The organism is Marmoricola sp. RAF53, assembly GCF_052114005.1.
Taxonomy (GTDB): Bacteria; Actinomycetota; Actinomycetes; order Propionibacteriales; family Nocardioidaceae; genus Marmoricola.
This window is the reverse complement of record NZ_JBFRDX010000002.1, coordinates 45,342-57,905: the sequence shown is the minus strand read 5'-3', so window position 1 is coordinate 57,905 and position 12,564 is coordinate 45,342. Positions and strand designations below refer to the sequence as shown.

Sequence of the window (12,564 nt, the reverse complement as noted above, 5' to 3'; positions counted from 1 at the left end):
TCAGGCAAGTTTCAGTGCCGGTTTTCGTTGCGAAACAAGATCGTGACGACGGAATCCCTTGTCCGGGGCTGATTGCCGTGTCACGATGCGTCGCAAAGCGCAGGGGAGGTTTCGTGGCAGAGGATTCTCGGCTCAGCCGGAGGACGGTTCTCAAGGGGGCTGCGGGCGGAGCGGTGTTCGCCGCCGGCAGTTTGGCTGTCCTTCCGCTGTTCGGGACACCGAGCAAGCACCAGGACCCGGCGACTTGCACGGCCACGGACCTCTCCTCGCAGGAGAAGAGGCTGATCGTCTCCAACTGGCCCGGCTACATGGACGAGGACGAGCCGACCACGCTGCAGACCTTCCAGAAGCAGACCGGCATCGACGTCTCCTACACCGCCGACGTCAACGACAACAACGAGTTCTTCGCCAAGGTGCAGAACCAGCTCGGGGCCTGCCAGTCCTCGGACCGGGACCTCTTCGTGCTCACCGACTGGATGGCCGCCCGGATGATCCAGTCCGGCTGGATCCAGCCTCTCGACGCCGCCAAGGTGCCGAACCTGCACGCCAACCTGATCGACTCGCTGGCGCACGTGGGCTGGGACCCCGAGCGGAAGTCCTCGGCCCCGTGGCAGAGCGGCCTGACCGGCATCGCCTACAACAAGAAGAAGGTCAAGGAGGTCCGGTCCTTCACCGAGCTGCTCACCCGCTCCGACCTCCGTGGCCGCATCTCGCTGCTCACCGAGCTGCGGGACACGATGGGCTTCCTGCTCCTGATGAACGGCTCGGACCCGGCGAAGTTCACCGACGCCGAGTGGGAGACGGCACTGGACACGCTGCGCAAGGCCCGCGGCGCCGGGCAGATCCGGGCCTTCACCGGCAACGAGTACATCCAGGACCTGGCCGCCGGGAACATCCTCGCCTGCGAGGCCTGGTCCGGCGACGTGGCCGCGGCGGAGAGCGAGGACATCGTCTTCGTGACGCCCGAGGAGGGTCACATGATCTGGGCCGACAACATGCTCGTCCCGAACCTGGCCCGGCACCAGGCGAACGCCGAGCAGTGGATCAACTACTACTACGACCCCGAGGTCGCGGCCCGGCTGGCGGCGTACGTCTACTACATCTGCCCGGTCAAGGGCGCCCAGCAGGCCATGGAGAAGGTCAACCCCGACCTCGTCAGCAACGAGCTGATCTTCCCGACCGACAAGACCCTCGCGGTCACGCACACGTTCATGGCGCTCAACGAGGAGCAGAACCGTCGCTACGGCAAGGAGTACTCCGATGTCACAAGTGGCTGAGGCACAGGCCGCCGCACGGCAGGCGTCCGCGTCGCGGGACCTGCGGTTGACCGCGCTGACCAAGGAGTTCGCGACGTTCACCGCGGTGAAGGCGCTCGACCTCGTCGTCCCGCAGGGCTCGTTCTTCGCGCTGCTCGGCCCCTCGGGCTGCGGCAAGACCACGACGCTGCGGATGGTGGCCGGGCTGGAGACGCCGACCTCGGGGTCGATCCACCTCGGCGACCTCGACGTGACCTACGAGAAGCCGTACCGGCGCCCGGTCAACACCGTGTTCCAGAGCTACGCGCTCTTCCCGCACCTCGACATCTACGAGAACGTCGCCTTCGGGCTGCGCCGCCGCAGGTCGCGGGAGGTCGAGAAGCAGGTCGGCGAGATGCTCGACCTGGTCGAGCTCACCAGCCAGGCCCGCAAGAAGCCGGCGCAGCTCTCCGGCGGCCAGCAGCAGCGCGTCGCGCTGGCCCGGGCGCTGATCAACCGCCCGGAGGTGCTCCTGCTCGACGAGCCGCTCGGCGCGCTCGACCTGAAGCTGCGCCGGTCGATGCAGCTGGAGATCAAGCGGATCCAGACCGAGGTCGGCCTCACCTTCGTGCACGTCACCCACGACCAGGAGGAGGCCATGACGATGGCCGACACCATCGCGGTGATGAACGCCGGGGTGATCGAGCAGATGGGCAGCCCGACCGAGCTCTACGAGAACCCGGCGACGACCTTCGTGGCGAACTTCCTCGGCCAGTCGAACCTGATCGCCGGCAAGATCGCCGGCCGCGACGGCGACGTGGTCAAGGTCGACATGGAGGGGACGATGGTCTCGATCCCCGCCGACCGGGCGCACGCCGACCACGGTGACGGCTGGGTCGGGATCCGCCCGGAGAAGGTGATGATCGCCCCCGAGGGGGAGCCGATCGACGCGCCCGGCAACCACATGAGCGGCGGCCACGTCACCGACGTCAGCTTCGTCGGGGTCAGCACCCAGTACCTGGTGCGGATGCCCTGGGGCCAGGAGCTGATGGCGTTCGAGCAGAACACCGGCACCCGCAGCATCATCGCCCCCGGCACCCGGGTCGACGTCTCCTGGCGCCCCGAGTTCGCCTTCCTTCTCGACGCCAGCCAGGACGTGAACGCCGGGATCGAGGAGGCGTAGACCGTGGCCACCGACACGGTCACCCCGACCCCGACGGCCAGCCCGCAGGCGAGTCCGCCGCCGGCGCCGAGGCGCAAGCTCACCGGCTACTGGCTGATCCTGCCGGCGGCCCTCTGGCTCGGCATCTTCTTCGTCATCCCGTTCTACTCGCTGCTGGCGACCAGCCTGTACGACCCGACCGGCTCGGTGCTGGAGGGCTACAAGGTCACCTTCCACTGGCAGAACTTCCCGGACGCGCTCCGTGACTACTGGCAGCCGCTGCTCCGTGCCCTCTGGTACGCCGGCCTGGCGACGCTGATCTGCCTGGTGCTCGGCTACGTGCTCGCCTACGCGATCGCCTTCAAGGCCGGCCGCTGGCGCAACCTGCTGCTGGTCCTGGTGATCGCGCCGTTCTTCACCAGCTTCCTGATCCGGACGCTGTCCTGGAAGCTGATCCTGGCCGACGACGGCTGGATCGTGAACGCGCTCCAGGCGGTGCACCTCCTCGGCGCGAACGGCCGACTGCTGGCCACCCCGGTCGCGGTGATCGCCGGCCTGACCTACAACTTCCTGCCGTTCATGGTGCTGCCGCTCTACGCGAGCCTGGAGAAGATCGACCACCGCCTGATCGAGGCCGCCGGCGACCTCTACGCCTCGCCGATCCGGGCCTTCTTCAAGGTCACCTGGCCGTTGTCGCTGCCGGGTGTGGTCGCGGGGACGCTGCTCACCTTCATCCCGGCGGCGGGCGACTTCATCAACGCCACGCTGCTCGGCAGCCCGAACCAGCGGATGGTCGGCAACGTGATCCAGGACTTGTTCACCACCAACCAGGACTACGCCGCGGCCGGCGCGCTCTCGGTGATCCTCATGGTCGTGATCGTCGGCATGGTGCTGGTCTACGTCCGCAAGAGCGGGACGGAGGACCTGGTGTGAGCACCTTCGGCCGGTTCCGGCTCTGGCTGAGCGACCACCTGATCCTGATCCTCGGGCTGCTCGTCCTCGTCTACATGTTCGTCCCGATCGCGGTCGTCCTGCTGATGAGCTTCAACGACAACAGCAAGTCCCGGAACCTGTACCGGTTCCAGGAGTTCACGCTGAACAACTGGCTGCACCCGTGCAAGCCGTCCGGGATGTGCTCGGCGGTCGCGCGCAGCATCGAGATCGGGCTGCTCGCCACCCTCGCGGCGACCATCATCGGCACCCTGGCGGCGTTCGCGCTGGTCCGGCACCGGTTCCGGGGCCGCTCCGGGGCGAACCTGGTGATCTTCCTGCCGATGGCCTCGCCCGAGATCGTGATGGGCTCCTCGCTGCTGGCGCTCTTCGTGGCGACCAACTTCATCCCGCTGGGCTTCTGGACGATCTTCCTGGCGCACGTGATGTTCTGCCTGTCGTTCGTGATCGTCACCGTGAAGGCGCGCCTCAACGGCCTCGACGCCAACCTGGAGCAGGCCGCGATGGACCTCTACGCGACCGAGTCGCAGACGTTCTGGAAGGTGACGTTCCCGCTGGTGCTGCCAGGCGTCCTCGGGGCCGCGCTGCTGAGCTTCTCGCTGTCCTTCGACGACTTCATCATCACCAACCTGAACGCCGGCCAGACGGTCACCTTCCCGATGTACGTCTGGGGCGTCTCCCAGCGCGGGGTGCCGATGCAGGTCAACGTCATCGGCTCGCTGATGTTCCTGATCGCGATCATGATCGTCCTCGGCGGCGAGTGGAACAACCGCAGGCAGGCCAAGGCGCTCGCTCGATGAGCCCGGCCGTGGAGCCCGCGGCCCGGGCAGCCCGGGCGCTGGCCGGCGCCTCGCCGGTGCCGTACTGGCTCGACGACCCCGCCCGCCCGGACCCGCTGCCGGCGCTCGCCGGCGACACCGGCACCGACCTGCTCGTCGTCGGCGGCGGCTACCTCGGCCTCTGGACGGCGCTGCTCGCGGTCACCCGCGAGCCCGGCCGGGACGTGACCCTGATCGAGGCGGAGACCTGCGGGCACGCGGCCAGCGGGCGCAACGGCGGCTTCTGCGAGGCCAGCCTGACCCACGGCTTCGGCAACGGCCTGTCCCGCTGGCCCGACGAGCTCGGCACGCTGCTCCGGCTGGGCCGGGAGAACCTGGAGGCGATCGGGCGCACGATCGCCGAGGAGGGCATCGACTGCGACTTCGTGCACGCCGGCGCGCTCAGCGTCGCGACCCTCCCCGAGCAGGTGGCCGGGCTCGCCGAGGAGCAGGCCGAGGCCGCGGCGTACGGGCACCGGCTGACGCTGCTCGACGCGGCCCAGGTGCGGGCCCGGGTGGACTCGCCGACCTACCTCGGCGCGCTGCACGACCCGGACTCCGCCGTGCTGGAACCGGCCCGGCTGGCCTGGGGGCTGCGCGGGGCCTGCCTGCGCCGGGGGGTGAAGATCCACGAGGGCACCCGGGCGCTGCGTCTCGGGCGCGCGGAGCATGGAACCGTGCGCGGCCGGATGCAGGTCCGGACCACCGGCGGCACCGTGTCGGCGCGCCGGGTCGTGCTGGCGACGAACGCGTTCCGCCCGCTGCTGCGGCGGCTCCGGCTGATGACGGTCCCGGTCTACGACTACGCGCTGATGACCGAGCCGCTGAGCGCCGAGCAGCGTGCCGCGATCGGCTGGGCCGGCCGCGAGGGGATCGGCGACCGCACGAACCAGTTCCACTACTACCGGACCACCCGGGACGGCCGGATCCTCTGGGGCGGGTACGACGCGATCTACCACTACGCCAGCGGCCTGCGGCCCGAGCACGACCAGCGCCCGGAGACCTTCGCGCTGCTCGCCGAGCACTTCGCCGAGACCTTCCCGCAGCTCGAGGGGCTGCGGTTCACCCACCAGTGGGGCGGCGTCATCGACACCTGCACCCGGTTCACCGCGTTCCACGGCACCGCGTACGACGGCGAGGTGGCCTACGCCCTGGGGTTCACCGGCCTCGGGGTCGCCGCGACCCGGTTCGCCGCCGAGGTCGCGCTCGACCAGGTCGCCGGCGCCGAGACCGAGCGGACCGCGCTGCGGCTGGTCCGGGAGCGACCGCTGCCGTTCCCGCCCGAACCGCTGCGCTGGGCCGGCATCCAGGCCACCCGCTGGTCGCTGGCGAAGGCGGACGCGAACGGCGGCCGGGAGAACCTCTGGCTGCGGACGATGTCCCGGCTGGGGCTCGGCTTCGACTCCTAGGTGTACCCGGCCGGTGCGCCCTCAGCCGCCGGGCGCGACCGACGCCGGCAGCCGGGCGTCGAGCTCGGCCGACCAGGCGGCGGCGCCGAGCTCGGCGTAGCAGGCGCGGACCTCCTCCAGGAGCGGTGTCGCCTGCTCCAGCCGCCCGGTCGCGACCAGGAGGACGGCCAGGTCGGCCTCGCTGCGGCGCTGGTACAGGAGGGACCGCCAGGCCCGGTAGTGCTCGATCGCCTGCCGGAAGGCGGGCTCCGCCGCGTCCGGGTCCGCGGCGCGGACGGCGAGCAGCCCGCGGGTGCGGGCGCAGTGCCCCCGGATCGCCCGCGACAGGCTGTGGTCGGTGTCGTCGTCGTAGTGGACCATCTCCAGCAGGGTGGCCAGCGCGGTGTCGTCACCGGCGGCGAGGGCGGTCTCGACGCCGGTCTGGAACATGATCGGGAAGTCGTCGCTCAGGCCGGAGAGCCCGTGGATGGTCTGCACCGCCGCCAGCTCGAGCTCGGCTGCCCGCCCGAGCTGTCCGGCCCCGAGCGCGTGGATGCCCTTGGCGTGGTCTCCCCACGCGTTCAGGCCGACGTCCTCGGTGTCCGGGATCTCCGGCCCGACGGCGGCGGGGAGTCCCCGGGCCTGGCGCATCAAGCCGTCGAGGGCCGCCCAGATCGGGACGACGTACGGGTGCGAGGTCACCTCGGCGTCGCTGACGTCCGCGTCGATCTGGGCCCACTCGCCGGCCGCGAACGCGGCGATCATGACGTTGACGTCGGCGTTGCGCCGCATCGAGTCGTCGCCGACCGTGCGGGCGACGGCGCGGGTCTCCCGGGCCAGGTCGAGCGCCTGCTGCAGGTCGACGTCGAGGTTGCCGGCCGCGAGGTTGCCGAGGGCGCGGGCCAGGGCTGCCGGCTGGTGGTGCTCGCGCGCCACGTCGGCGGCGGCCTGGGTGAGCGTCCGCCACACCGACGGCAGCCCGACGACGATGAAATGCCCGGCCAGCGGGGTCAGCGCGGCGCAGTACTCCTGCTGGTCTCCCAGCCGGAGGGCGAGCTGGAGCCGCGCCTCCGCGAACTCCCGCGGGCTCTGCCCGAGGGAGGTCTTGATCGCCGTCATCGCGGAGGCGAGCCCGAGCAGGGCGTGCGCGGCATCCGCCCGGCCGGACAGCGCCTCCCACCGCGGCAGCACCAGCGCCTGGGCCTCGGTGACGTCCCCCTGCCGGGCCAGGGCCATGCCGTGCAGGCCGACGGCGCGGCCGGCCGACACGTCGTCGCCCTCGGCGTCGAAGGCGGCGGCGGCGGCGGTCGCGTGCTCGGCGACGGCGTCGTAGTCGCCGGCCATCAGCAGCGCGTCGGCGAGCTGCAGGCGCAGCCGTGCCGTCGAGGTGGGGTCGGGGGAGAGCCGCAGGGCCGCCCGGAGGTGGCCGGCCGCGTCCTGCTGGGCGCCCAGGCCGCGGGCGCGACTGGCCGCGCGCGTCAGCTGGGCGATGGCGGCTTCCTTGAGCTGCGGGACGTCGGGGTCGGCCGGGGCGGCCTCGATCGCGTCCAGGTAGTGCTGGGCGATGAACGGGGCCAGGTCCCCGGCGGCGTCGGCCTCGGCCTCGTACTGGGCGACGACCGCCAGGTGCAGCGCCTTGCGGTCGCGGCGGCCGAGCATCGCGTACGCCACCTGCCGGACCGCCGTCTGCTCGAAGCGGTACTCGCCGTAGTCGGCGGAGAGCCGGCTGGACACGTAGCCGAGCAGCTGCTGGCGGACGAGCCCGGCCAGGACGCCGTCCAGGTCCTCGACGCCGGCGCAGAGCGCCTCGATGTTCGCCCGCGGGAACGAGACCCCCAGCACGCTGGCGTGGTCCAGGACCAGCCGCTGGTCGGCGGAGAGCGAGTCGAGGCGGGCGGCGATCAGGGCCTGCAGCGAGGCCGGGGCGCCGATCGTGGTCAGGTCGAGCGCGTCCGGGTCGGCCAGGACGTACTGACCGCCGCGCGGCACGACCAGGTCCCGGTCGATCAGGGACCGGACCGTCTCGATCGCGTAGAGGGGGAGGCCTTCGGACCGGGCCACCAGCCCCTGACGGACCTCCTCGGGGAGCCCGACCACCAGCCCCGAGAGCAGCGCCGAGGCGTCGGCGTCGGTCAGCTTCGGCAGGTGTACGACGGTGGCCCGCCGGTTGGTGGCCAGCCGCGGGTGCTCCTCCAGCAGCCCGGGGCGGGTCAGCAGCACGACCAGGCAGGGGAACGAACCGGCGACCAGCAGGTGCTCGAGGAACTGCAGCAGGCCCTCGTCCGCGTGCTGGGCGTCGTCGACGACCAGCACGACCTGGCCGTCGGGCTCGGAGGCGCAGACCCGCTCGAGGAAGGTGGTCCAGGCCGAGAACAGGTCCTCGCGCGGGAACGTGCCGACCGACCCGACCCCCAGCAGGGCGCCGATCCGGGGCCGCATCCAGACGCGCTCCTCGTCGGGGAGCTCGAGGCCGGCCAGGCCGCGCTCGAGCACCGTCTCGGGGTCCTCGGGCTCGTCACCGCTGGCGTCGCTGCCGTCGCGGGCCAGCACCTGGAGCCGGACCCGGAACGCTTCGGCGAGCGCGAAGAAGGCGACCCCCTCGCCGTAGGCGACGCACCTCCCGCTGTGCCAGAAGGTGAGCTGGGTCAGGCCGTCGACGTACTTCTCGAACTCCCAGGCGAGCCGGGACTTGCCGACGCCGGGCTCGCCGTCGATGACGAGGAGCGCGGGGCCGCCGCTCTCGGCGGCGCCGTGGAAGAGCTCCTTGACCAGCCGCAGCTCGCGGTCCCGTCCGACCAGCGGTGCCTCCAGGCCGTCGGCCCGCTGGGCGCCGCCGATGCTCGCGACCACGGCCCGCACGGCCCACAGCGGGACCGGTTCGGCCTTGCCCTTCAGTGTGTGGGACCCGACGTCGACGTAGGTGATCGCCGAGGAGGTCAGCAGCCGGGTGGTCTCGTCCACCCAGACCTGGCCCGGCACCGCGGCGGTCTGCACCCGCGAGGCGGTGTTCACGGCGTCGCCGGCGACCATGCCCTGGTGGGTGGCGCCGATGGTGACGGCCACCTCGCCGGTCACGATGCCGGCGCGCATGGAGAGCCCGGGCGCGCCCTGGCGCTCGCCGAGCGCCTCGACCGCCGTGGTCAGCTCGAGCGCCGCGCGCACGGCCCGCTCGGCGTCGTCCTCGTGGGCGGTCGGCACGCCCCAGACGGCCATCACGGCGTCGCCGATGAACTTCTCGATCGTGCCGCCGTAGCGCTCCACGATCAGCCGGCAGTCCTCGAAGTAGGAGGAGAGGAGCTCGCGCACGTCCTCGGTGTCGCGCGACTCCGAGAGCGTCGTGAAGGAGACCAGGTCGGCGAAGAGCACGCTGGTCACCCGCCGTGCGGCGACGGGCACGGGCTGGGCGCTGGGTCGCGCGGTGGCCGTCGCGCCCGCCCCGGCCCCGGCCGCGACCGGTTGGCTCGCACCGCAGCTGCTGCAGAAGCGCGCGCCGGCGAGGAGGACCTCGCCGCAGGAGGTGCAGGCGGCGGACGTGGGCGCGCCGCACTCGTGGCAGAACTTCGCGCCCTCGGCGAGCCCTCCCGCACCGCACGACCGGCAGCTGCCCGCAGCCGTCATGTGGCCAGCCTACGAGAGACGATGTCCTCCGCGGCGACCCGCGACTCGTCGCTGCCGGCGAGCGCACCGAGGAAGACGCTCCGGGTCAGCGCGACCAGCACGGTCTCCTCGGTCGCGGTGACCGTCGCCGTGCGCGGTACGTCGCGCAGCAGGCCGATCTCGCCGAAGAAGTCACCGGCGTGCTCCTGCCGCAGGACGGCGCCGTCCTGGGTGATCTCGACCGCGCCGGACTCGATGACGTAGAAGCGGTCGGAGTCCTCGCCCTCGCGGAGCACCACGTCGCCGGGCCGCACCGTGGTGCGCTCCAGCTGGCGCGCGAGCGACTCGAGCGTCGCCGGCCCGAGCGGGGAGAACAGCGGGACGCCGCGCAGAAGGTCGAGGCCCTCGGGCGGGCGGAGCCGGGAGTCGAGCCGGCGGGTCGCCGGGAGCAGCAGCAGGACCGGGACGCCGACGACGAGCGCGAGCACGGCCAGGGCGGTCTTGAACCCGAGCTGGTCGACGGCCCAGGGCATCAGCGCGGCGCCGAGCGCCATCGACCCGATCAGCACGCCCTCGAACGCACCGAAGACCCGGCCCAGCACCTCGTCGGGGGTGATGCGCTGCACGATCGTGTAGAAGGCCACGTCGACCAGCGGGTTGCCCAGCCCGAGCAGGAACATCGTGACGACGACCACCGCGGTGACCGGCTGCCAGGCGACCAGCAGCAGCGGCAGCGACCAGAGCAGGGTGCCGAACGCCAGGTCGGAGGCCTGCCGGTTGCGCCGCGCGCTCGCGATCGCGACCAGCCCGCCGAGGACCGCTCCGACCCCGAAGAGGGAGTTCACGTAGCCGACGCCTTCCGCCCCGGTCGCGAAGACCTCGACGGCGAGGATGACGGTGAACACGAGCGACGCGCCCGCGATCAGGGTCTGCGCGGCGATGATGAACGCGACCAGCCGCAGGTCGCCGCTGCGCCCGATCGTCGAGAACCCGGCCAGCATCTCCGCGAGCACGCCGGGCTTCCCGTCGTCGCCGGGCCCTTCGCCGGGCCCTTCGCCTGGCTCGTCGCCCGGCTCGTCCGGGTCCGCGGCGGTGGCGCCCGGGAGCGGACGGACGCCGAGGACGAGCAGGGCCGACAGCCCGAAGGTCGCGGCGTTGAGCAGGAAGACGGTCTCGACGTCGGTCAGCGCGATCATCAGCGCACCGAGCGCGGGGCCGACGAAGAACGCCAGGCTCTCGATGGTGCTCGACACCCCGTTGGACGCGGTGAGCTGTTCCGGGCCGTCGACCAGCGACGGCATCAGCGCGGCCTCGGCCGGCCGGAACGCGCACCCGATCAGGGCGACCAGGGTGGCCAGCACGAACACGGGCGCGGGCGGCGTGCCGGCGTACAGGCACGCGGTCGCCGCGCAGACCAGGACCACCCGGATCAGGTCGCTGGCGATCATCACCTGCTTGCGGGGGAGCCGGTCCGCGAGCCCGGCGGCGAGCGGGGAGACCACCGCCATCAGCAGCAGCCGGATCGCGCCCCAGATGCCGACCGTCTTCGCGCCGCCGACGTCGTAGGCCCAGACGATCACGGCCGTGGAGTAGGCCCAGTCGCCGATGCTCGACCCGGCGAACGCGAGCTGGATCCGGCGCAGGTTCCGGTTGCGGAACACCGACCCGATCGACGCGCCCGTCCCGGACACGGCGGACCTGATGGTCCCGACCAAGCCCGTGGGTGCTGCGGTCTCGACGCTCACTGCACCCCCTCGGACGCACGCGTCTGTCGCGGGGGCGTTCCCCCTCGACTCCCTCGCATCCTCGCGGGCCCCGGCCGCGGTTGCCCATAGTCAAGAAGGGCCATCGACCCGGCGGGCTAGAGCAGGTTCTCGGCCTCGGTCAGCACCGAACGCAGGATGCTCTCGATCTCGTCGAAGTGCTCCTGGTCGCAGATCAGCGGCGGGGACAGCTGGATCACCGGGTCGCCGCGGTCGTCGGCACGGCAGTACAGGCCGGCGTCGAAGAGCGCCTTGGACAGGAAGCCGCGGAGCAGCCGCTCGGACTCGGCGTCGTCGAAGGTCGTCTTCGTCGCCTTGTCCTTGACCAGCTCGATCCCGTAGAAGTACCCGTCGCCGCGGACGTCGCCCACCAGCGGGAGGTCGAGCAGCTTCTCCAGGGTCGCCCGGAAGGCGCCCTCGGTGTCGCGGACGTGCTCGTTGAGCTGCTCGCGCTCGAAGATGTCGAGGTTCGCCATCGCCACCGCGGTGGAGACCGGGTGCCCGCCGAAGGTGTAGCCGTGCATGAACGACTCCGTCCCCTTGCTGAACGGCTCGAAGAGGCGGTCGGTGGCGATCATCGCGCCCAGCGGGGAGTAGCCCGAGGTGAGGCCCTTGGCGCAGGTGATGATGTCGGGCTGGTAGCCGTAGCGGTCGGCGCCGAACATGTGGCCGAGCCGGCCGAACGCGCAGATCACCTCGTCGGAGACCAGCAGCACGTCGTACTCGTCGCAGATCTCGCGGACCCGCTGGAAGTAGCCCGGCGGCGGCGGGAAGCAGCCACCGGAGTTCTGCACCGGCTCCAGGAAGACCGCGGCCACGGTGTCCGGGCCCTCGTACTCGATCATCTCCGCGATCCGGTCCGCGGCCCAGATCCCGAAGGCCTCGGCGTCGGCCGCGGAAGGACCGCCCGGGCCGCCCTGGAACTGCTCGGGCGCGCGGTAGAGGTTGGTGTTCGGGACCCGGAAGGTGCTCGGCACCAGCGGCTCGAACGGCGCCTTCATCCCGGGCAGGCCGGTGATCGACAGCGCCCCTTGCGGGGTGCCGTGGTAGGCGATCGCGCGGCTGATCACCTTGTGCTTGGTCGGCTTGCCGGTGAGCTTGAAGTAGTTCTTCGCCAGCTTCCAGGCCGACTCCACGGCCTCACCGCCGCCGGTGGTGAAGAAGACCCGGTTCAGGTCGCCGGGCGCGTAGCCGRCCAGGCGCGCCGCCAGGTCCATCGCGCCCGGGTGGGCGTAGGACCAGATCGGGAAGAAGGCGAGCTCGGCGGCCTGCTTGGCGGCGGCCTCGGCCAGCTCGGTGCGGCCGTGGCCGGCCTGGACGACGAAGAGACCGGCCAGCCCGTCGAGGTAGCGGCGGCCGTGCGCGTCGTACACGTAGGCGCCCTCGCCGCGGACGATGGTGGGGATGTCGGCCTTGTCGTACGACGAGTGCCGGGTGAAGTGCATCCAGAGGTGGTCCCGGGCCGCCTGCTGGCGGGCCGCGTCGTCGCTGCTGGTGTTCTGGTCGGTCATCTCGATCTGCTCCCTCGCGGGCCGCGCCGGATCTCGGCGCCGGGCACTCGCTGCGGCTCAGTGTGCCAAGGCGCCCCGAGCCGATGCAAGTGAATCCGCACCCGACGGCGCATTTGAGGGTTGCTTTCGAGAGATTGAC

At 71.8% G+C, this 12,564-nt stretch carries 8 protein-coding genes; 5 read left to right on the top strand and 3 right to left on the bottom strand.

All coding sequences use genetic code 11. From position 1 onward, the window contains the following. Positions 1–113 precede the first annotated feature (113 nt). Genes AB4Y76_RS01950 through AB4Y76_RS01930 form a run of 5 tightly spaced genes read left to right on the top strand, consistent with a single transcriptional unit; the run spans position 114 to position 5,575 of the window. Positions 114–1,277 (top strand): ABC transporter substrate-binding protein, encoded by a 1,164-nt coding sequence (locus AB4Y76_RS01950; RefSeq protein ID WP_441921815.1) that lies wholly within the window; start codon positions 114–116, stop codon positions 1,275–1,277. Next, entirely contained in the window at positions 1,270–2,418 is a 1,149-nt protein-coding gene (locus AB4Y76_RS01945; protein WP_441921814.1) for an ABC transporter ATP-binding protein, read from the top strand. The genes AB4Y76_RS01950 and AB4Y76_RS01945 overlap by 8 nt, the downstream gene beginning before the upstream one ends. Positions 2,419–2,421: 3 nt before the next feature. Further along, a complete protein-coding gene (locus tag AB4Y76_RS01940; protein WP_441921813.1) occupies positions 2,422–3,330 on the top strand; it encodes an ABC transporter permease in 909 nt (302 codons plus the stop codon). Further along, the gene (locus tag AB4Y76_RS01935; protein WP_441921812.1) at positions 3,327–4,148 is read left to right on the top strand and encodes an ABC transporter permease; all 822 of its coding nucleotides are present in this window, start codon (positions 3,327–3,329) and stop codon (positions 4,146–4,148) included. Before AB4Y76_RS01940 ends, AB4Y76_RS01935 begins: the two co-directional genes overlap by 4 nt. Further along, on the top strand, positions 4,145–5,575 hold the full coding sequence (locus AB4Y76_RS01930) for an NAD(P)/FAD-dependent oxidoreductase (protein WP_441921811.1): 1,431 nt from the start codon (positions 4,145–4,147) through the stop codon (positions 5,573–5,575). The genes AB4Y76_RS01935 and AB4Y76_RS01930 overlap by 4 nt, the downstream gene beginning before the upstream one ends. A 21-nt stretch (positions 5,576–5,596) precedes the next feature. Here the strand turns inward: AB4Y76_RS01930 and AB4Y76_RS01925 are convergent, their stop codons facing one another. The 3 genes from AB4Y76_RS01925 to AB4Y76_RS01915 form a co-directional block, all read right to left on the bottom strand. After that, on the bottom strand, positions 5,597–9,172 hold the full coding sequence (locus AB4Y76_RS01925) for an adenylate/guanylate cyclase domain-containing protein (RefSeq protein ID WP_441921810.1): 3,576 nt from the start codon (positions 9,170–9,172) through the stop codon (positions 5,597–5,599). Continuing rightward, positions 9,169–10,896, bottom strand: a complete 1,728-nt coding sequence (locus tag AB4Y76_RS01920; RefSeq protein WP_441921809.1) for an MFS transporter — start codon at positions 10,894–10,896, stop codon at positions 9,169–9,171. Before AB4Y76_RS01920 ends, AB4Y76_RS01925 begins: the two co-directional genes overlap by 4 nt. A gap of 116 nt (positions 10,897–11,012) precedes the next feature. Beyond that, on the bottom strand, positions 11,013–12,425 hold the full coding sequence (locus AB4Y76_RS01915) for an aspartate aminotransferase family protein (RefSeq protein ID WP_441921808.1): 1,413 nt from the start codon (positions 12,423–12,425) through the stop codon (positions 11,013–11,015). Between the last annotated feature and the right edge of the window lie 139 nt (positions 12,426–12,564).

Coding starts and splice junctions, on each gene's coding strand:
- AB4Y76_RS01925 (WP_441921810.1), bottom strand. CDS start 9,172: ATGACGGCTGCGGGCAGCTGCCGGTCGTGCGGTGCGGGAGGGCTCGCC.
- AB4Y76_RS01930 (WP_441921811.1), top strand. CDS start 4,145: ATGAGCCCGGCCGTGGAGCCCGCGGCCCGGGCAGCCCGGGCGCTGGCC.